Source organism: Qipengyuania pacifica (assembly GCF_019857205.1).
In the GTDB taxonomy this organism is placed as follows: Bacteria; Pseudomonadota; Alphaproteobacteria; order Sphingomonadales; family Sphingomonadaceae; genus Qipengyuania; species Qipengyuania pacifica.
Genome location: NZ_JAHWXO010000005.1, coordinates 188,765 through 208,674, shown reverse-complemented (window position 1 = coordinate 208,674; position 19,910 = coordinate 188,765). Strand labels below are relative to the sequence as shown.

Genomic DNA, 19,910 nt, shown 5'->3' with positions numbered 1-19,910 from the left:
CGCGCTTCCTCCCCCGCGAATATTCTTTGCGTCGGGAAGCTAGCGGGCCGCTTCAGTCTTGGAAAGCGCATCCAGCGCCGCTCTCCACGGCAGGAGAATTGCTTCGTGGCGCCCCAGATGCGGCCGGGCGGGTTCAAGCAGTTCAAGTCGGGGAAGAATGGAACTGGGTGCCTGGCCTTGCAGCCATTCGCCGAGGGTTTCGACCATGGCCGCTACCGCCGCAGCATCCATGCCGGACGACTCTCGCGCGAAAATGGCTGCTGACGCCTGGCCGACAGCACAAGCGGAAACCCTGAGGCCAAGATCCTCGAGTGATCCACCAGAGGACGACAGATTGATTACGCTTCCGCAGCTGCGCGACCGGGCATGGCCTTTCGCGGGGGCTGCAGCATCAAAGGGATAATCGGCCAGTTCGATAGCCAGAGCCAGCAGTTCGGTCGAGTAGAGCGCAGGCGCGCGGGAGGAAGCCATCACTCGCTTTCGTCAGACTGATCGCGTAAAGTAGCTCGCCGCTCCGCCAGAACCTGAACAAGGGCACGCGAGCTGGAATCCACCAACTCATAGCTGCGCGCTGTGGTGATCCAGTTGGGCCGCCCCTTGTAGCTCCATACCGTATCGTAACCCAGTACGAGCAGCGAAAAGGCGATCACGACGATGAGCATGCCCTTCAGCGCGCCGAACCCGAAGCCGAGAACCCGGTCGATCGGCCCAAGCAGCGAATTGCGCGATGCCATCCCCACATTGTTGGCAATGACCTTCATCGCGGCATAGGGAATGAGCAGCAGCAGGGTGAATGCGAGCAGCGATGTCGTGATATCGTCGCCGAGAAAATCCTGCAGCGACAGGGTCAGAGGCGTGTGCAGAAAGCGGATGGCGAACGCGGCCAGTACCCAGGCTGCAAGCGAAAGTATTTCCTGGAGGAAACCACGCATGAAGCCGCCCGCAGCAGCGATGCCGACGATCAACAGGACGATATAATCGAAACCGGTCATGACCCTTCCTTGGTCGTGACTTATGAATTACCGATTACGCGGTCAACGAGGTTCGCCAGTTGTCCCAAACCATCGTAAGCGAGCGCGGACGATCCCCCCTTCACATCCAGCGGTCCGAACCCCCGATCGAAGCCCAGCTTGGCAGCTTCCCGCAGGCGCAGCCCGCCATGCGCGACCGGACGAATTTCGCCCGCGAGCGAGACCTCGCCCAGCCAGATGCTGCGCGCCGGCAGAGCCTTGTCCGACATCGCGCTGACGAGTGCCGCAGCGACGGCAAGATCCGCTGCAGGGTCGGAAAGCCGATAACCGCCTGCCACGTTCAGATAGACTTCTGCCGAACTGAAGTTCAGCCCACATCGCGACTCCAGTACGGCAAGGAGCATCGCAAGCCGGCCCGTGTCCCAACCGACGACGGCACGGCGAGGCGTCGCCCCGGATTGCAGCCGTACGATCAGCGCCTGAATCTCCACGAGCACCGGGCGCGTGCCTTCGATGGCCGGGAAAACGGCACTGCCGGCCATCGGTTCGTCGCGGCCCGAGAGGAACAGCATGGAAGGATTGTCCACCTCTTCCAGCCCTTCCCCCGCCATGGCGAAGACACCGATTTCGTCGACGGCGCCGAAGCGATTCTTGAGTGCGCGCAAAATCCGGTACTGATGGCTCCGCTCCCCTTCGAAACTCATCACCACATCGACCATGTGTTCGAGCACGCGGGGCCCCGCGATGCTGCCATCCTTGGTTACATGACCGACGAGCACAAGGGCGACACCGTTTTCCTTCGCGTAGCGGATCAGTTCGAATGCACAGCCACGGACCTGGCTGACCGTTCCCGGCGCCCCTTCGATCGTGTCGGAATGCATCGTCTGGATCGAATCGATCACGAGCAGACCCGGTGCATCCATAGAACCCAAGGTCGTGAGAATATCGCGCACACCGGTCGCCGCTGCCAGCTTTACCGGGGCATCGGAGAGACCCAGCCTCGCCGCGCGCATGCGCACCTGACCCGATGCTTCTTCGCCGCTGACGTAAACGACCCCGCGCCCTTCGCGGGCGATCCGTGCTGCCGCCTGCAGCAGAAGGGTGGATTTTCCGATGCCCGGATCCCCGCCGAGCAGGATCGCCGAACCCGGAACGAGCCCGCCACCCAGGGCCCGGTCGAATTCGGCCAGGCCAGTGGGCTGCCGCACGGGAAGAGGTCCCGGCTTGTCCAGTTCGACAAACTCGACGGCCCGCCCCCCACTCGAAAGATCGTGTTTCATCGAGAAGACTGTCGCCGGGGCATCTTCCACCAGCGTATTCCATTCTGCGCAGTCGGCACATTGCCCCTGCCAGCGATGGGAGACACTGCCACAGGCCTGGCAGACATAGCGTTTCTTCGGCTTTGCCATGAGCCCAGCTAGACGGAACATTTGATGAACGCAATTGCCTTGCGCCGTTTATCCGTGCACACGTCGGGCGATGCGGCACAAGGAACTGAGGATCGCGCTGGTATGCTACGGCGGAGTCAGCCTGGCGGTCTATATGCACGGGGTTACACGCGAATTGTGGCAGCTCGCCAGGGCTAGCCGCGATTTCCATTCGGCCAGTTCGTCCCCCGACGGCGTAGGCAGGGTCTATCGCGATCTGCTTGAGCGGATTGCGGCAGACCAGGACCTGCATGTCCGGGTCCTGCCCGACATCATGAGCGGCGCGAGCGCGGGCGGGATCAACACCGTCTTTCTGGCGCAGGCGGTTCATTCGGGCCAGTCACTGGAGCCGTTGACCGATCTCTGGCTGGAGGTCGCCGATGTGGACGAACTGGTCGATCCAAAGGCACGGCTCAAATGGCGCTTTTCGAAAATGTGGGCGCAGCCCTTTGCGACCTGGCTACTGAACCGTCCGGGCGGCGATCTCGCCGATGCCGTCGCACCGGAAACGCGGGCAGAGGTCGAACGCAAGGTCTCGCATCTCGTACGTGGGCGCTGGTTCGAACCGCCATTTTCCGGCATCGGCTTTTCTCGTCTGCTGGAACGGGCGTTTTCGGCAATGGCCGAAAGCAAAATAGAAAAGCCGCTCCTCCCACCGGGCCACCCGCTGGACCTGTATGTCACCACGACGGACTTCCATGGGTATCTGGAACTCCTGCGGCTCCATAGCCCGCCTGTCGTCGAAGACACCGAACACCGCATGCCCATATCGTTCAGGACGCGCACGCCCGCGGCGGGTGGACGCGATCTGGCCAATCCGCTCGAACTGGTATTTGCGGCCCGAGCGACAGCCAGTTTTCCCGGCGCCTTCCCACCCTTGCGCGTCGAAGAGATCGATCAGCTTTCAAATCTGACCGAACGTACATGGGCTGGGCGCGATGATTTTATCCAACGGATAATGCCCGTTCATGCTGCGCGGGATAGTATTGAAAACGTGTCGCTTATCGACGGATCGGTACTCGTCAACAAACCATTTGCCGGCGCAATTTCCGCTCTTCAGGGTCGTCCCGCTCAGCGCGAGGTTGATCGCCGTTTCGTATATGTCGATCCGCGTCCGGACAGGTCCAGCAATCGCACCTCAGAAAAGAACGAACCGGTTGGTTTTTTCTCCGCTATCTTCGGATCCCTTTCGACCATTCCACGCGAACAGCCCATTCGTGACAATCTTGAACAGCTCGAAGAACAAAGTCGCGAGGCCGAAAGGCTGAGGCGGATCGTCAGCGCCCTGCGGCCGGAAGTTGATGCAGCCGTCGATAAACTGTTCGGACGCACATTGTTTCTGGATCGCCCCACTCCAGCGCGGTTGAATGCGTGGCGGCAGAAAGCCCAGCAGGCGGCGGCTGAAAGGGCCGGATATGCATTTCACGCATACGCACAGGCCAAGTTTGCCGGGATCGTTACCAGATTGGCCAGGCTCGCCATCGAGGCTGCGCCAAAACTCGCTGTCGACGATACGTCTCCTATCGAAGCGGTGCTGCGGGCCGAATTGGCGCAGCGCGGTTTGGACACGCTTTCTGCACCTGGCGGGGGGGCATCGGCCGAAGCAATCGCTTTCCTGAGAGAACACGACATCGGATTTCGCATTCGCCGCCTGCGGTTGCTCGCCCGGCGCCTGGCGCGCGACTGGGAGGCAGATCCCGACATCCCGGACGATGCACTGGAAAAGGGGCGCGATGCGGTGTTCGAGATACTTGCCCTGTATTTCGAAAAGGAAGGCGTCGCGGCGCTCGGTTCGTCATTCGAGCCCCTGGCCGAAAGTGTGTTGCAAGATCCTGGAAGCCTGCTCGACATGATCGAGGCGAAACGTCTGTTGCCAGACCTCGACGAACGGGCGGAGGAAATGCTTGCCGCTGCGCTTGAGCAGATGCCAAAGAATCTGCGGCGCAGGATGCTGCTGACCTATTTGGGATTCCCGTTCTACGACGTGGCGACCCTGCCGCTCCTGCGTAATGAAGGGCTGACCGAGTTCGACCCGGTCAAAGTGGACCGCATAAGCCCCGATGACGCGCGTAGCATTCGCGAAGGTGGGACACGGGCCACCTTGCGCGGAATCGAGTTTTACAACTTCGGGGCGTTCTTCAGCCGGGCTTATCGCGAGAACGATTACTTATGGGGGCGGCTGCACGGGGCCGAACGTATGATCGACCTTGTGTGCTCAACCGTCAGCAAGCCCTTTGCGGAGGATACCCGCCGCAGCTTCAAGCGAGAAGCCTTCAATGCCATCTTGGACGAAGAGCAGGATGCCAAGCGCTGTTCGAAAAAGCTGATCGAGGAAATTCGCCGAGAAGTGTCGGAGCGTTTGCCTGACTAGCAAACGGGATCACCCGCCGAAGGCACCTTTCAGCTTATCGAAGAAACCACGGCTTTCAGGGCATTCGTCGCCAGTTTCCAGTTCGCGGAACTGTTCCAGTAATGCACGCTGTTCCTTGCTCAACCTGGTCGGAGTTTCCACGGCAATTTCGACAACGAGATCGCCGCGACCCCGCCCTTGCAGAACGGGCATGCCAGCACCACGCTGACGCAGCTGCTTGCCCGACTGAATGCCTGCGGGAATTTCGATCGTGACGTCTTCGCCATCCAGATTGGGAATGTCGATCGACCCGCCCAGCGAAGCAGTCGTGAAGCTGATCGGAACGCGCGTTGCAAGAGCTGTCCCTTCGCGCTGGAAAATCTCGTGCGGCTTCACATGCACGAAAATATAAAGGTCACCGGGAGGAGCACCACGGGGCCCAGCCTCCCCCTTGCCCGAAAGCCGAATCCGCGTCCCGGTATCGACGCCCGGCGGAATTTCGACGGCAAGCGCCTGAGGAACGTCTATGCGCCCTTCCCCGCGGCAGTCGCGACAGGGCGAGGTGATGACTTCACCGCTGCCATGGCAATTGGGGCATGGTCGCTCGACCACGAAAAAACCTTGCTTGGCCCGAACTTGTCCCTGCCCGTGGCAAAGGTTGCAAGTTCGCGCGCGAGTACCTGGCGTAGCGCCGGACCCGTGGCAGGTTTCGCAATTCTGTGAAACTTCGATCTCGATCTCGGTCGATTTACCGTGAAAGGCTTCTTCCAGATCGATCTGCATATCGTACCGCAGATCCGCACCGCGCCTGGGACGTGCACGTCCTCCGCCGCCGAATGCACCACCAAAGATCGTTTCGAATATATCCCCGATGTCGCCGAAGTCGGCACCGGGTTGACCACCGCCCGGTCCGCCTTGCTGAAAAGCTGCGTGGCCATAACGGTCGTAGGCGGCACGTTTTTGAGGATCCTTGAGAACCTCATAGGCGGCACTCACGGCCTTGAACTTGCCTTCGCTTTCCCCGCATCCAGGATTGCGATCCGGATGGTGCTTCATCGCCAGTTTGCGATAGGCCGACTTGATCGTCGCCCCATCGGCATCGCGGCTCACTCCGAGGAGTTCGTAAAAATCAATTTCGGTCGCTGACATGGCTTCCCAATACTCAATCGCCACCGGTGCATTGCGGCACCGGCGGCGACTGGTTTCTCATCGTCCGATCAGTTCTTCGCGTCTTCGTCGACTTCGGAGAATTCGGCGTCGACGACTTCTTCTTCCGAGCCGCCTTCACTACCGGCAGCCGCGCCGTCGGTCGGAGCGTCGGAAGCGGCCTTGGCCTGCTCCTGCTCGTAAATCGACTGGCCCATCTTCATCGCGCTCTGCGACAGGTCCTGAGCCTTGGCGTTGATGTCGGCTGCATCGTCGCCTTCGAGCGCCGTCTTGAGGGCGGCAACCTTCTCTTCAACTTCGCTCTTCAACGAAGCGTCGATCTTGTCGCCATGTTCTTCAAGCTGCTTTTCGGTTGCGTGAACGAGACTGTCGGCCTGATTGCGCGCTTCCGCAGCTTCACGACGCTTCTTGTCCTCGTCGGCAAACTTCTCCGCGTCCTGAACCATCTTCTCGATGTCATCGTCGGACAGACCGCCCGACGCCTGGATGCGGATCTGCTGTTCCTTGCCCGTGCCCTTGTCCTTGGCGGACACGTTCACGATGCCGTTGGCGTCGATGTCGAAAGTGACCTCGATCTGCGGCACACCGCGCGGCGCGGCAGGGATACCGACCAGGTCGAACTGGCCCAGCATCTTGTTGTCCTGCGCCATTTCGCGCTCGCCCTGGAAGACGCGGATGGTAACCGCATTCTGGTTGTCTTCCGCGGTCGAGTAGGTCTGCGTCTTCTTGGTCGGAATCGTCGTGTTGCGATCGATCATCTTGGTCATGATACCGCCGAGCGTTTCGATGCCCAGCGAAAGCGGGGTCACGTCGAGCAGCAGCACGTCCTTGACGTCACCCTGAAGAACACCGGCCTGAATGGCGGCACCCATCGCAACGACTTCATCGGGGTTCACGCCGGTGTGCGGCTTCGAGCCGAAGAATTCTTCCACCACTTCGCGAACCTTGGGCATGCGGGTCATGCCGCCGACCAGGATCACCTCGTCGATCTCGTTCTTAGACACACCAGCATCGGCCAGCGCCTTCTTGCACGGTTCGAGCGTGCGCTTGATCAGGTCGCCGACGAGCTGTTCGAGCTTCGAACGGCTGATCGTTTCGACGAGATGCAGAGGGGTAGAACTGCCGCCTTCCATGCGTGCGGTGATGAAGGGCAGGTTGACTTCGGTCTGTGCCGAGCTCGACAGTTCGATCTTCGCCTTTTCGGCGGCTTCCTTCAGGCGCTGCAGAGCGAGCTTGTCGGTCCGGAGATCCATGTTCTCCTTCTTCTTGAACTCGTCCGCGAGATATTCGACGATCGCGCTGTCGAAGTCTTCGCCGCCCAGGAAAGTGTCGCCATTGGTCGACTTCACTTCGAAGACGCCATCGCCGATTTCAAGGACCGAAACGTCGAACGTACCGCCGCCAAGGTCATAGACGGCGATGGTCTTGCCGTCTTCCTTGTCCATGCCGTAGGCAAGTGCTGCAGCCGTCGGCTCGTTGATGATGCGCAGCACTTCAAGGCCGGCAATCTGACCGGCGTCTTTCGTTGCCTGACGCTGCGCGTCGTTGAAATATGCGGGAACGGTGATGACGGCCTGCGTGACGGTTTCGCCGAGATAGCCCTCTGCCGTTTCTTTCATCTTCTGCAGGATGAAGGCGGATACCTGGCTGGGCGAATAATCTTCGCCGCCGGCTTCGACCCACGCGTCGCCGTTCTTGCCCTTGACGATGTCGTAAGGGACGAGACCCATATCCTTCTTGGTCAGCGGATCATCGAACCGGCGACCGATAAGGCGCTTGATTGCGAACAGGGTATTGTCAGGATTGGTGACAGCCTGACGCTTGGCCGGCTGACCGATAAGGCGCTCGCCGTCCTTGGTGAAGGCGACAATCGAAGGCGTCGTGCGCGCGCCTTCCGAATTTTCGATAACCTTGGGCTTGCCGCCGTCCATAACGGCGACGCAGCTGTTGGTTGTGCCAAGGTCGATACCGATAACTTTGCTCATGGTTTCCCCATCTGTTTCAAGTCGTTGGACACCGCATCATTGGTTCCCCGATCCTGGCGAAACCGGTCGGCGGCTCTATCCGGTGGTGTATTACTCGGGCGATATAGGTGTGGTTTTTCTTGGCACAAGGGAGGGGGTCGGCTAGTTTTTCGGCCAGTACGTAGAGGGGACAAATTGATGAAACTTACACATTTAGCACCGGCCGCCCTGACTTTGACGACGCTCACGTTGGCGGGATGTTCGAGCCCTGCTGAAGAAACCACTGCGCCTGCAGCGGACGAAGTGGCCCTCGAAGTCAGCAATGCGCGGCTGATGCTACCGGCAGTATCCGGCAACCCGGGTGCCATCTATTTCGATGTCGAGAACACCGGTGATCGCAATTACGCGATCCGTCGCGCAGATGTGAAAGGGGCCGGCAATGCGGAACTTCACGGTTCGCTGGAAGTCGATGGCCAGATGATGATGGACAGCGTCGGACAGGTGCTTGTCGAATCGGGTGGTACGCAGAACTTTCAGCCCGGCGGCTTCCACGTGATGGTTTTTGATCTCGACCCTTCGGTGCAGGCTGGCACCACGACCGACATGACGCTCACCGTCGTTGGCGGCAAGAAGAAGACTTTCCCCGTCGAAGTCCGCGCCGCAGGTGACGAGCGCTGAGCGACGGGCAGCAAATGCCGGGCGCGAAAATCATGGGGGATGATCTCGTGCCCGGATGTCCGATTGGGGGCGAGCGGCCCCTGACCTCAGGCGAGATAGAGCTTGCGCGAACCGTTTTCGGTCGCGCAATCGATTACAGCCAAATTATGATCAGGCGGAAAAAATGGTTTCCGTTTCAACCTCGTCAGGTCACCATGGCCCCGCGCGGCCACCTGCATTTCCATCCTCGCGGTCAAACTTACTGCGATGATTTCTCGAAGGTCGATCTACGGCGCCAAGGCCTTTTCATACACGAATTGGTTCATGTCTGGCAGGTTCAGACGAAGGGCGAATGGTTTCTGGTAACGCGGCGCATGCCCTGGGCGCGTTACGATTATTCACTCAAGCCCGGTTGGCCACTCGAACGATATGGTATCGAGCAACAGGCGGAGATCGTGAAACATGCTTTCTGGCTGCGCCGAGGCATGAAGATCGCCGGCGTCGCCGATCCGGCTGCTTACGAAATACTGGTCCGCTTCCCCGGCGCCGAAAGCTGATCCGGCACCGGGGTACGAAGCCTGCTTACCAGTATCGGGCGTAGCGGTCGTCATTACGGCAATCATCGTCGACATAACGGCCATCGCCATAATAGCCGTCGCACTCGTCGTTCTTGTCCGTGGCATAACCGACCACGCCGCCGATGGCGGCGCCGGCCAGCGCGTAGGTGGTGATGTCATCGCCCAGAATGGCGCCCAGACCCGCACCGGCTGCGGCACCGAGCCCGGCGCCTTCGACGCCATAGTTCTGCGCACACGCCCCGAGGCCCAGGGTGGAAACGGCCAGGGCAGGTGCAAGAAATAGCTTGGCGTTCATCGCGATTCTCCGAAATTGTTAGCGTTGGCCATCTACGGGCGGCGCCGGATGTTGTTCCTTGGCACCCGCTGCCCGCGCCGTATCCCCCGCCACGATTTCGGACGTCGTCAGTCGTAGGTAACCCCGGACAACCCCTGCCCGCCATCGGCGATGAACGCGTCGATCCGCGCTTCGAGCGCAGGAAGCGGAACCGAGCCAAGCGACAGCACCACATCGTGGAACCTGCGAATGTCGAAGGCGGAACCGAGCTCAGTCTCGGCCTTCGCGCGCACCCTCCGGATGGTCAGTTCCCCCAGCTTGTAGGCCAGCGCCTGCCCCGGCCAGCTAATGTAGCGGTCGATTTCGGTGCCCACTTCTCGGTCGGACAGCGCAGTATGGCTCGCAAGATAGTCGACCGCCTGCTCCCGGCTCCAGCCGTAGTGATGGATACCGGTATCGATGACCAGCCGGGCAGCGCGCCACATCTCGTAAGACAGTCGGCCGAACTTCTCGTAGGGCGTGCGATAGATGCCCATCTCTTCCCCGAGATATTCCACATAGAGACCCCAGCCTTCGCCGAAACCGGAGAAATAGGTCTGGCGGCGGAAGCGCGGCGCCTCTTCCTGCTCCAACGCGACGGCACCTTGAAAGCTGTGGCCCGGGACGCATTCGTGCAGTGTCAGTGCAGGGATATTGTAGAGTGGCCGGGACGCCAGATCGTAGGTGTTCATCTGGCAGGCATCGAGCCCGCCCCGTCCCGCCGTGTAGAACGGAGCAATGGCAGGATCGACTGGCCGGATGGTGAACCGGTGCCGGGGCAGGAAGCCGAAATAGTCGGCCAGGCGCCCATCGACACGCTTTGCGGCATAGGCAGATACGCCCATCAGTTCATCGGGCGTGCGCGCCACGAATTGCGGATCGGTGCGCAGAAAGTTCACGAACTCCGCCAGCGTGCCCTCGAAGTCGGCGCTCTCTTTTACCTTCTCCATCTCGGCGGTGATGCGCGCCACCTCGTCGAGACCGATGCGGTGGATTTCCTCTGCCGACAAGTCGAGCGTCGTATACTGCCGGATCTGCTGCGCGTAATAGGCCTCGCCATCGGGAAATTCGCTAGCGCCGAGGGTGGTGCGGGTCTGCGGGAGATATTCGTTGCGAAAGAAGACGAGCCAGTCGGCGTAGGCCGGCGTGACATCGTCGCGGATCGCTGCACGGCCGGCTGCCCTGAGACGTTCCTGTTCGGCTTCGGGAATGCTGCGCGGCATGTCGGCAAATGGTTTCCAGAACGGGCTGTCTTCCGGCTTTTCCACGACATAGGATGCGATGGAGACATCGCGGCCTTCCAGCGTAACCCGCGGCACCGAGAACCCGCGCGCGAGGCCTGCTTTTGCGTTGGCGGTCTGCTCGGCGAAATATCGCGGAATGTCCTGCATCCGGCCGATGTAGTTCTCGTATTCCTCTACCGTGGTGAAACCGCGCGAGGGCGCAAGATACGACCAGAAATTGGAATCGCTGTCGAACGGCATCTCCCATTCGGCGAACTGCGCATCGCCGATATCAGACTCCAGCAACGACCGAAGCACTAGAGCATTGGTCCTTGCCTTCTCGCTCAATGCTTTGCGATCGATCTGGTCGAGGCGTGTCAGATAGGACTTGTATTGCGCGGCGCGTTGACGCTGCGCGTCGGGGGTAACCGACCACAAAGTATCGCCCTGCTCGGTGCTACCGTTCGCCGCCGCGCTCATGCCGAACTGTTCGAGCTGGTAGTCGTAATATGCATCAGCCAGCGCCGACAGTTCATCGTCGGCGCTATCCTGAGCAGCAAGCGGTGTAGCAAAGGCGGAGGCGACAAGAACCGCCGCTCCGAAAATGGCAGTCCTCATCGTCATTCCCCTGCTTTGACGGAGTTAATCGGGCTTCTTGGCCACGCCGACCATTGCTGGACGCAGCAGGCGATCCTTGATCATATACCCGGCCTGCATTTCCTGCACGATCGTGCCGGGCTCTGCATCATCGGTCGGCACTTCCATCATAGCCTGATGCTGGTTCGGGTCGAGCGGCATGCCCTTGGCGGCAATGCGCGTGATGCCATTGCTGTTGAAGACTTTCTCCAACTCACGCTGAGTGGCTTCGATGCCAGCGATGAAATTCTTCGCCTTTTCGTGTTCGCGCAGTTCTTCGGGAACGTGGTCGAGCGCCCTCGCAAGATTGTCGGCAACACTGAGAATATCGCGTGCGAAACCCGTTGCTGCATAATTGCGGGCGTCCTGAACATCCTTTTCGAGCCGGCGACGCACATTCTGCGTTTCCGCACGCGCATACAGCACGTCCTGCATCGCCGATTCGAGATCGCCCTTCAGTTTCGCAAGCGCGTCATCGATCGGAGTATCGGCGTCGTCATCTGAATCGTCGCGAAGATGTTCGGGCACACCTTCCATCTCACGTGCCAGATCTGCATCGACCGCTTTTTCGTGCGGTTCGTTCTTGTTCTCGTCGTTCACTGGAAAACCCTGTCAGCCAATTCGTTTACCCAAGGATCGGGCGGTGAAATCCACCATGGGGACGACTCGCGCGTAATTCAACCGAGTTGGGCCAATGACACCCAGCACACCGACAACCTTACCCTCGCGGTCCCGGTAGGGTGAAGCGATCACGGAAGAGCCCGAAAGCGAGAAAAGCCGGTTCTCGCTGCCGATGAATATGCGCATCGCGTCGGCTCTCCGGGCACGTTCCAGCAAGCCGGCCACCGATTGCTTGCTTTCCAAGTCGTCGAGCAGCGAGCGAACCCGTTCGATATCGCCCAGTGCGGTCTCGTCGAGCAGGTTGGCCTGCCCTCGGACGATCAGGACCGGGCGGTTGCTGGCATCTTCGCTCCACACCGCGAGCCCCCGCTGGACCAAGTCGCGACTGGCTTCGTCGAGGGCAGATTTGCCGCTGGCAATCTCCCTTTCGACCATGCTCGCGGCCTGCGCCAAGGTCCGTCCGGAGCTTCGCGCGGTGAGATAGTTGCTCGCCTGCTCAAGCGACGTGCCGAGCGCCTCGACCGGAAGGGCGATAATCCGGTTCTCGATATGTCCGTCTTCGCCCACCAAAACAGCCAGCACGCGGTTTGCATCCAACGCGGTGAGGGATATCTGTGCCAGCTTGGGTTCGCGTGTCGGCACCATCACCATGCCTGCCGCGCCCGAAAGATCGGACAGCAAGGCGCTGGTTTCTTCCAATGCTCGCTCGATCGGTCCCGGCTCCGCAAGGCGCTGCTCGATTGCGGCACGTTCTTCGCGGGTCGGCTCGGCGACTTGCATCATCGCATCGACGAAAAGACGAAGGCCCGTTTCCGTCGGCATTCTACCCGCGCTGGTATGCGGTGCCGCCAACAGTCCGCGCTGCTCGAGTTCGGCCAGCACCGAACGTATCGACGCCGGCGAAAGGTTCACTCTCCCCTCCCCCGCGAGCGCCTTGGAACCCATGGGTGTGCCGCTTTCCAGATACCCTTCGACCACGAGCCGGAAGATGTCCCGTGCGCGATCGGACAAATCTGTGAGTGGCGGTGAATTCATGTTCCCTATCTAACCACTCCCCTTGCGGCCTCAAGACCCTTGCGCCACAGGCATCCCCGAGATTCGACTGCAATGGAGAAACCTATGCGACCTTCCGGCCGTGCGCCCGACGAAATGCGCGCTATCACCATCGAAACCGGCTACACCAAGCATGCTGAGGGCAGCTGCCTGATCAATTTCGGTGAAACGCGTGTCCTGTGCACCGCTTCGGTCGAAGATCGAATCCCGCCCTGGCTTCGCGGCAAGGGCGAAGGCTGGGTCACTGGTGAGTATTCAATGCTCCCGCGCGCGACGCATACCCGCGGCCAGCGCGAAGCGGCCAAAGGCAAGCAGAGCGGGCGGACGCAGGAAATCCAGCGTCTGATCGGCCGCAGCCTGCGCTCGGTCGTGGACCTGAAGAAGCTGGGCGAGCATCAGATCACGCTGGATTGCGATGTTTTGCAGGCCGACGGCGGAACTCGCACGGCCTCTATCTCCGGCGCTTGGGTCGCCCTTCGCCTGGCAGTCGATGGCCTGATGAAATCGGGCGCTATCACGCAGGATCCGATTTCGGCGAAAATTGCCGCGATCTCCTGCGGCATCTACAAAGGCACACCTGTCCTCGACCTCGACTATCCCGAGGACAGCAGCGCTGATGCCGATGCCAATTTCGTCCTCATCGAAGGCGGCAAGATTGCCGAGGCGCAAGCCACCGCCGAAGGCGCGCCCTATGACGAGGAGGGCTTCCTGCGGCTCCTGCGCCTTGCCCAGATCGGCTGCGCGCAGATCTTCAAGGCTCAGGACGAGGCAACGCGCAAATGACACGCCGCATCGGTTCGAGCACGCTGGTGATTGCCACGCATAATGCGGGAAAACTCAAGGAGATTTCCGCGCTGCTCGAACCGTATGGTGTCAAATGCATCTCGGCGGGCTCCCTCGGGCTGCCCGAACCTGCAGAAACGGGCACCACTTTCGTCCAGAATGCGCTTCTGAAAGCGCGGGCGGCAGCGGAGGCTTCGGGTCTGGTGGCTTTGGCAGACGATAGCGGCCTGTCGGTTGACGCGCTCGACGGGCGACCCGGCGTTTATACCGCGGATTGGGCGGAACGGCAGTGGTTCGAAGGCGATCCCGGTCGTGACTGGTTCATGGCCATGGGCAAGGTGGAAGGCATGCTCCAGCAGAAAGGGGCGAATGTCGATCGTTCCAGCGCTTTTCATTGCGTGCTCGCTTTGGCGTGGCCCGATGGGGAACAGGCCATCTACGAAGGGACCGCAAAAGGCACGCTCACCTGGCCTCCGCGGGGCGCTCTGGGATTTGGATACGATCCGGTTTTCGTGCCCGAGGGACGCGAACAGACTTTCGCTGAACTCGATCCTTCAGATAAGCACGCCATCAGCCACCGCGCGGATGCCTTTGGAAAGCTGGTCGCCGAGCAGTTCGGCTGAATCTCAGTAGGCTTTTCGGCCCCAGACATTCCCGGCAGGCCAGTACCGGCAGACAAGGACATCATTGCCGCGCGCCGTAACCACCGCGCATCCAATCTCTTTGGTGTCACGCCACACTATCTGAGTGTAATGGCCCACATCGCTCCAACTGCCAGTGCGCGAGATGTTTGGAAAACTGTCATGCCGGTAATGTTTTTTCTCTTCGAGAAACATGCCCACCATGGTCTCGATGGGCCAATTGCCGGCGGTTCCCATCCAGAGGTTCTCACCCGTACCGTTGCGTGTTGAACGATCGGCGTGTTGTAAAACGCCTTTTTCTGAGAGGACGCGCGCCCATTGTTCTGCTTCGCGCTCGAGATGGACATTCCATTTCAGCGGCTCGAGGCTGAGGCGGTTTCGTTCTGCATTGTGCATGCCGAGAATGCGTGCCGCGACCTGGACCCTGGAACCTGATGGCGCCGTTCGCTCCCCAGGCATCGCATAGCTTGAGTCAGACGATCCGCTTGCAGCCACGGCAGTCCCCGTGGCACAAAGCACCGCTAAAGCGCCGACGATAGGCGCAGTCCATTTTCCTGACCCGTCCATGGCGGGCAGATTCCGCATCCACAGTTAAGATAAGCTGAAGATATTGGCCCGCGCATTATACATTCATTGGCCGTTCTGCCTTGCGAAATGCCCCTATTGCGATTTCAACAGTCATGTACGGCAGACCACGGATGTCACGTTGTGGGAAACAGCCCTGCTTGCAGACATGCGTCATGAGCACGGCGAAGCCTGTTCCGATGAACCGCTGACGAGCATCTTTTTCGGTGGTGGAACCCCTTCCCTGATGCCCCCAACGCTGGTCTCGACCCTTTTAGACGAGGCCGAACACCTCTGGGGTTTCGAACCCGGAATCGAAATCACGCTGGAAGCAAATCCCAGTTCGGTAGAAGCAGCCAAATTCGCCGAGCTTGCCCTTGCCGGGGTCAATCGGGTTTCGCTTGGCGTGCAGAGCCTGCGCGACGACGTACTGCGTTTCCTCGGCCGCCTTCACGGCGCAGACGAAGCGGTAAAAGCTGTCGAGGTGGCGCAAAGCCATTTCTCGCGCGTGTCGATCGATCTTATCTACGCACGCCCGGATCAATCGGAAAATGACTGGAGCATGGAACTGGCCGAAGCTCTCGCGCTTGGCACCGATCACATGTCGCTTTACCAGCTCACCATCGAACCCACGACCCGGTTCGCGACCGATGTCCGTCGCGGCATTTTCGACCCGCTGGACGACGACAATGCCGCCGATCTCTTCGCTCTCACGCGCAGCATGACAGACGCAGCGGGGCTACCGGCATATGAGGTCAGCAACCATGCCCGCCCCGGGCAGGAAGGCAGGCACAACCTCACATACTGGCGATATCAGGACTATATCGGCATCGGACCCGGCGCCCATGGGCGGCGGCGGAATGTCGCAACGGTTAGGCACAAGAAACCGGAAAACTATCTTTCGGCAGTCGCAGATCACTCGCACGGAATTGCCGAAGCACGCATGCTCGATCGGCGCGAACAGGCTTCCGAAGCACTCCTGATGGGCCTTCGACTTGACGAAGGGATCGACCTCGCTGGGATCGGTGGCCGGTTCGATGTTACAACCTCTAGTCTGATCGATGTCAGCAAGATGGCCCTTTATCGGGATCTCGGCCTCGTGTGGTCGAAGGAGGAAAAGATCGGCGTCACTCCGCAAGGCATGCCATTGCTGGATGCGCTGCTGGGCGAATTGGTTCAGGCAGATCTGGTGGCATCATGAGCCGGGCCGAGCTGCTGAGTCCTTGGCACGATCACCTCGCTTTGGGGCTCAGGCGTTCGCCGCATACGGTTCGGGCTTATGACAAGGCCGCATCAACCCTTCTCGCTCAGCTAGACCTCAATTCTTGGGACCAGGTGGCCGATATCACGGCTGCACAACTGCGGTCCCATCTCGCCTCGCGGCGTTCGGACGGATTATCGAATGCTTCTGCGGCGCGTGAGTTGTCCGCGCTCAAGGGGTTTATCGCTTTCGCCCGGGCACAGGCAGGCCATGAACTTTCCGACCCTCCCCGAATGCGAGGTCCCAAAATCCGCAAGGGTTTGCCCCGCCCCGTCACGCCTGACGATGCGATAGGGCTTGCCGATACCGTGGAGGCTATCGCAGGCGAAGACTGGATTGGCGCGCGGGACCGTGCGGTTCTCCTCCTGCTCTATGGCGCGGGCATGCGTATAGCCGAGGCACTCTCTGTTTCAGGGGATGCGATCCCCCTGGGTGAACGACTGACCGTCACCGGCAAGGGCGGCAAACAGCGCGTTGTGCCTATCCTGCCCGTCGTGCGGGAAGCGGTGGCTGATTACGTCGCTCAATGTCCTTGGACGCTGAGCAGAAATGAGCCCCTCTTCCGGGGGGCCAAGGGCGGGCCATTGACCCAAGGTGTCGTGCAGAAGGCGACCGCTCGGGCCCGAAAGGCACTGGGGCTGCCAGACACGGCAACACCCCACGCTCTGCGCCACAGCTTCGCGACCCATCTTCTGGGCGCAGGCGCAGATCTACGCAGCCTGCAGGAATTGCTTGGCCATGCCAGCCTCGGCTCCACGCAGATTTATACCAAGGTCGACGCCGCTAGCCTGCTGGATATCTATCGCAAGGCCCACCCGCGCGAAGGCAGCTAGCGCTTGTCGCGCGGTTTCCACGTAACCACCCGCCACAAATATCCGACCAGCGCAAGGCCGATGAATCCGAGGATGATCCAGCCAAGTATGTGCTGCGATTCTTCCAGCCAGTCGGCGAGCCTTCGCCCGCCTTCGACCAGGAGAAGGTTCCAGATGAACGCCCCCGCAAAGGTAAAGGCAAGAAACCGCCAGACGCCCATGTGAGCCAAGCCTGCCGGAAGCGAAATCATGGTACGGAAGATCGGCGTAAACCGGAACACGAACACCACCCATGGCCCATGCCGCCGAAAAAACCCGCGTGCCTTTTCGACATCTTCCCATTCCATGGTCAGCCAGCGCCCCCATCTCTCGACAAAGGGTTCGAGCCTCGTTTTGCCCCAATGGTCTCCCAGCCAATACCAGGCATAATTCCCGAGAGTTGATCCGACCGTCCCGGAGATCATCAATGGCCAGAAATCCATCGTGCCGCGGGACACCGCCACCCCGCCAAGCCCCATGATGACTTCGGACGGGATCGGCGGGAAAATGTTCTCCAGCGCCATGAGAAGGAAGATGCCGACGAGGCCGCCCTGCTCTATCGCGCGGATGATAAGTTCGTGCATGGACCGCTAACGATCAACTCTGTCAGATGGTCCTACATTGCGGCATGACGGCGTTCGATCGCATCCCATATCAGCGCGGCCGTATCGGTGCCGTTGAATCTGTCGATCGCAACGATTCCCGTAGGCGAGGTGACGTTTATCTCCGTCAGCCACTTGCCTCCGATCACATCAATGCCAACGAAGACGAGCCCGCGCCGCTTGAGTTCAGGCCCCATCGCCGCGCAGATTTCCTCTTCCCGCGCGGTCAGCTCCGTCGCTTCGGCATGACCGCCCTGAGCAAGATTTGAGCGAAACTCGCCTTCGCCTGGGAAGCGGTTAATTGCGCCGGCAAACTCGCCATCGACCAGTACGATGCGTTTGTCGCCTTCACTCACTTCAGGAAGGAAAGGCTGCACCATGTGCGGTTCCGGCCAGGTTTGATCGAAGACCTCGGACAAGGCCGAGAGATTCGTACCGGACTCGTCGATCCTGAAGATCGCCTTGCCGCCGTTGCCGTGAAGAGGCTTCACCACGACCGATCCGTGTTTTTTCTGAAATGCTCGCAGATCATCCACGTGACGTGCGACGAGCGTCGGTGGCATATATTGCGCATAATCCAGCACGAACATCTTCTCGGGGGCGTTCACGACTTCTCGCGGGTCGTTGGCAACGAGCGTCTTACCCTTCAGGCGATCGAGCAGCAGAGCCGCACTGATATAGCCGAGATGAAAGGGCGGATCCTGGCGCATCAGGATTACGTCGATGTCTTGCGCCAGGTCGATGCGACGGCGCTCTCCCGCGTTGAAATGATTCCCTGCATCGCGCTGCACTGTTACCGGCGTGGCATGCGCGGTAATCCGGCCATGGGGTGTCCCCTCGCTTTCGTAAGCAAGGCTGGTCACATCATAATGCCAGAGTTCGTGCCCTCGCGCCTGCGCCGACAGCATCAGGGCGAAGGAACTGTCGCCCGCAATGTTGATGTTCTCGAGCGGGTCCATCTGGACGGCGACGCGTAGCGACATTTTATTCTCCGATCATCTGGCGCCCATTCAGCGATCAGGGCTGCCAGGCATTGGCGATGTGGCGAGGGAAGCTACCGGGCGCAAGGAGGATTACGTCGATCCGGATGTCTTCACCATTCACGGCATAACGATGCGCCGCCGCTTCGACCGCTGCGGCGACGCGGGAAAGACGATATTCGTCGATCGCATGATCGAGGTCGACGCCCCGTTTGCGCCATTTCACCTCCACAAAGGCGATGATCGAGCCGCGCTTGGCGACCAGATCGATCTCGCCGACGGGCGTTTTGACCCGCTGGTCGAGGATCTGCCATCCTTTCGCCCGGAGCCAGAGGGCTGCTCGCGCTTCACCGTCACGGCCATTCTTCTCCGCCGATTGGCGCTTCATGCCGAGCGGAGTTCCATCGCGCGGGCATATAACGTCTTGCGGTCCATCCCGGTTGCTTTGGCCACCTGAGCCGCGGCCTGCGAGGCTTTCATCGTCCTCAACGCATTCCGAAGCATAGCATCGGCATCTTCTTCGCTGGCAATGCTTTCCGGCGGGGGGCCGACCAACAACACGATTTCGCCTTTGGGCGGGTTGGCATCATAATATGCCAGCAGACCGGACGGCAGCCCGCGGCGCAGTTCTTCGTGAAGCTTGGTTATTTCGCGCGCCACGGCAACTTCACGATCGGGCAATGCCGCTTCGATCGCCGCTAGAGATTTCGTCAGTCGCGGCGCGGTTTCGTAGAATATCAGTGTGGCGTCTACTGCCGCAAGCTCATCCAAGGTCTCCCGCCTCGCCTTTTCCTTGCTCGGCAGGAAACCGGCGAACAGGAACCGGTCGTTCGGCAATCCGGACAGGGCCAGGCCACTGATAGCAGCGCAAGCCCCTGGAAGGGCGGTCACCGGAATGCCCTCGGCCCGGCAGTCGTTGACGAGGCGATAGCCCGGATCCGATACCATCGGCGTGCCTGCATCGCTGACCAGTGCGACCGCTTTCGATCGCATGGATTCGACCAGACGCGTTCGGTCGCGATGTTCGCTATGATCGTCATAGCGCCACATCGGTTTCGAAATACCCAGATGTTTTAGCAGCTTGCCCGTTACGCGGGTATCCTCGCACGCGATGCCGTCGCATTGTCGCAACACTTCGACCGCTCTCAGCGTAATATCGCCGAGATTGCCGATCGGGGTGGAGACGATATAGAGCCCCGGTGTAAGGGATCGGTTTTCGGGTGAAGTTGCATCGGACACCGTTCACCCATGAACCAAGAATGAGGGAT

Annotated in this window: 21 protein-coding genes; 7 read left to right on the top strand and 14 right to left on the bottom strand. The window is 60.4% G+C overall.

Annotated features, from left to right (window positions below; genetic code table 11):
* Window positions 1-39: 39 nt before the first annotated feature.
* The 3 genes from KYK83_RS10170 to radA are packed head-to-tail and all read right to left on the bottom strand — an operon-like array spanning window position 40 to window position 2,380.
* On the bottom strand, window positions 40-471 hold the full coding sequence (locus tag KYK83_RS10170; protein WP_222828136.1) for an iron-sulfur cluster assembly scaffold protein: 432 nt from the start codon (window positions 469-471) through the stop codon (window positions 40-42).
* Complete coding sequence (locus KYK83_RS10165) at window positions 471-992, bottom strand: CvpA family protein (protein ID WP_103025030.1); 522 nt, start codon at window positions 990-992, stop codon at window positions 471-473. The genes KYK83_RS10170 and KYK83_RS10165 overlap by 1 nt, the downstream gene beginning before the upstream one ends.
* 20 nt (window positions 993-1,012) lie before the next feature.
* A complete protein-coding gene (radA, locus tag KYK83_RS10160; RefSeq protein ID WP_196846139.1) occupies window positions 1,013-2,380 on the bottom strand; it encodes a DNA repair protein RadA in 1,368 nt (455 codons plus the stop codon).
* A 70-nt stretch (window positions 2,381-2,450) separates the two neighbouring features.
* On the opposite strand from radA, the gene KYK83_RS10155 reads away from it, so the two are divergent.
* Window positions 2,451-4,769 (top strand): patatin-like protein, encoded by a 2,319-nt coding sequence (locus KYK83_RS10155; RefSeq protein WP_222828135.1) that lies wholly within the window; start codon window positions 2,451-2,453, stop codon window positions 4,767-4,769.
* Window positions 4,770-4,778: 9 nt separating this feature from the next.
* On the opposite strand, the gene dnaJ is transcribed toward KYK83_RS10155, so the two are convergent.
* Window positions 4,779-5,897, bottom strand: a complete 1,119-nt coding sequence (gene dnaJ / locus KYK83_RS10150; protein ID WP_103025033.1) for a molecular chaperone DnaJ — start codon at window positions 5,895-5,897, stop codon at window positions 4,779-4,781.
* Window positions 5,898-5,965: 68 nt separating this feature from the next.
* Window positions 5,966-7,900, bottom strand: coding sequence for a molecular chaperone DnaK (dnaK, locus tag KYK83_RS10145; RefSeq protein ID WP_222828134.1), 1,935 nt, complete (start codon window positions 7,898-7,900; stop codon window positions 5,966-5,968).
* Between the two features lie 177 nt (window positions 7,901-8,077).
* Between dnaK and KYK83_RS10140 the strand changes: the two genes are divergently transcribed.
* On the top strand, window positions 8,078-8,557 hold the full coding sequence (locus tag KYK83_RS10140) for a copper chaperone PCu(A)C (RefSeq protein ID WP_222828133.1): 480 nt from the start codon (window positions 8,078-8,080) through the stop codon (window positions 8,555-8,557).
* Between the two features lie 146 nt (window positions 8,558-8,703).
* The gene (locus tag KYK83_RS10135) at window positions 8,704-9,093 is read left to right on the top strand and encodes a vgr related protein (RefSeq protein ID WP_430299150.1); all 390 of its coding nucleotides are present in this window, start codon (window positions 8,704-8,706) and stop codon (window positions 9,091-9,093) included.
* 25 nt (window positions 9,094-9,118) lie between these two features.
* On the opposite strand, the gene KYK83_RS10130 is transcribed toward KYK83_RS10135, so the two are convergent.
* The 4 genes from KYK83_RS10130 to hrcA all read right to left on the bottom strand — a co-directional run bounded on the left by KYK83_RS10130 (window position 9,119) and on the right by hrcA (window position 12,942).
* On the bottom strand, window positions 9,119-9,409 hold the full coding sequence (locus KYK83_RS10130) for a YMGG-like glycine zipper-containing protein (protein WP_103025036.1): 291 nt from the start codon (window positions 9,407-9,409) through the stop codon (window positions 9,119-9,121).
* Between the two features lie 107 nt (window positions 9,410-9,516).
* Entirely contained in the window at window positions 9,517-11,268 is a 1,752-nt protein-coding gene (locus tag KYK83_RS10125; protein ID WP_222828131.1) for a DUF885 domain-containing protein, read from the bottom strand.
* A gap of 24 nt (window positions 11,269-11,292) precedes the next feature.
* Complete coding sequence (gene grpE, locus KYK83_RS10120) at window positions 11,293-11,886, bottom strand: nucleotide exchange factor GrpE (protein WP_222828130.1); 594 nt, start codon at window positions 11,884-11,886, stop codon at window positions 11,293-11,295.
* A 12-nt stretch (window positions 11,887-11,898) separates the two neighbouring features.
* Window positions 11,899-12,942 carry a heat-inducible transcriptional repressor HrcA gene (gene hrcA, locus KYK83_RS10115; protein WP_222828129.1) on the bottom strand — a complete coding sequence of 348 codons (1,044 nt, stop codon included), beginning with the start codon at window positions 12,940-12,942 and terminating at the stop codon, window positions 11,899-11,901.
* An 84-nt stretch (window positions 12,943-13,026) separates the two neighbouring features.
* On the opposite strand from hrcA, the gene rph reads away from it, so the two are divergent.
* Together rph and rdgB are read left to right on the top strand one after the other, a co-directional pair.
* Window positions 13,027-13,743: a ribonuclease PH gene (gene rph / locus KYK83_RS10110; RefSeq protein ID WP_222828128.1), complete on the top strand. Its 717-nt coding sequence runs from the start codon at window positions 13,027-13,029 to the stop codon at window positions 13,741-13,743.
* Window positions 13,740-14,366, top strand: a complete 627-nt coding sequence (rdgB, locus tag KYK83_RS10105; protein ID WP_222828127.1) for an RdgB/HAM1 family non-canonical purine NTP pyrophosphatase — start codon at window positions 13,740-13,742, stop codon at window positions 14,364-14,366. Before rph ends, rdgB begins: the two co-directional genes overlap by 4 nt.
* A 3-nt stretch (window positions 14,367-14,369) precedes the next feature.
* On the opposite strand, the gene KYK83_RS10100 is transcribed toward rdgB, so the two are convergent.
* The gene (locus KYK83_RS10100) at window positions 14,370-14,780 is read right to left on the bottom strand and encodes a CAP domain-containing protein (RefSeq protein ID WP_248284380.1); all 411 of its coding nucleotides are present in this window, start codon (window positions 14,778-14,780) and stop codon (window positions 14,370-14,372) included.
* A 214-nt stretch (window positions 14,781-14,994) separates the two neighbouring features.
* Between KYK83_RS10100 and hemW the strand changes: the two genes are divergently transcribed.
* On the top strand, window positions 14,995-16,149 hold the full coding sequence (gene hemW / locus KYK83_RS10095; protein ID WP_222828125.1) for a radical SAM family heme chaperone HemW: 1,155 nt from the start codon (window positions 14,995-14,997) through the stop codon (window positions 16,147-16,149).
* Window positions 16,146-17,042 (top strand): tyrosine recombinase XerC, encoded by an 897-nt coding sequence (locus KYK83_RS10090; RefSeq protein ID WP_222828124.1) that lies wholly within the window; start codon window positions 16,146-16,148, stop codon window positions 17,040-17,042. The genes hemW and KYK83_RS10090 overlap by 4 nt, the downstream gene beginning before the upstream one ends.
* On the opposite strand, the gene KYK83_RS10085 is transcribed toward KYK83_RS10090, so the two are convergent.
* Genes KYK83_RS10085 through rsmI form a run of 4 tightly spaced genes read right to left on the bottom strand, consistent with a single transcriptional unit; the run spans window position 17,039 to window position 19,881 of the window.
* Window positions 17,039-17,644: a DedA family protein gene (locus KYK83_RS10085; RefSeq protein WP_221598402.1), complete on the bottom strand. Its 606-nt coding sequence runs from the start codon at window positions 17,642-17,644 to the stop codon at window positions 17,039-17,041. The genes KYK83_RS10090 and KYK83_RS10085 overlap by 4 nt on opposite strands.
* A 32-nt stretch (window positions 17,645-17,676) precedes the next feature.
* Window positions 17,677-18,645 (bottom strand): glutathione synthase, encoded by a 969-nt coding sequence (gene gshB, locus KYK83_RS10080; RefSeq protein ID WP_222828123.1) that lies wholly within the window; start codon window positions 18,643-18,645, stop codon window positions 17,677-17,679.
* A gap of 34 nt (window positions 18,646-18,679) precedes the next feature.
* Window positions 18,680-19,030, bottom strand: a complete 351-nt coding sequence (locus tag KYK83_RS10075; protein WP_222828122.1) for a YraN family protein — start codon at window positions 19,028-19,030, stop codon at window positions 18,680-18,682.
* Window positions 19,027-19,881 (bottom strand): 16S rRNA (cytidine(1402)-2'-O)-methyltransferase, encoded by an 855-nt coding sequence (gene rsmI / locus KYK83_RS10070; protein WP_222828121.1) that lies wholly within the window; start codon window positions 19,879-19,881, stop codon window positions 19,027-19,029. Before rsmI ends, KYK83_RS10075 begins: the two co-directional genes overlap by 4 nt.
* Window positions 19,882-19,910: the final 29 nt, after the last annotated feature.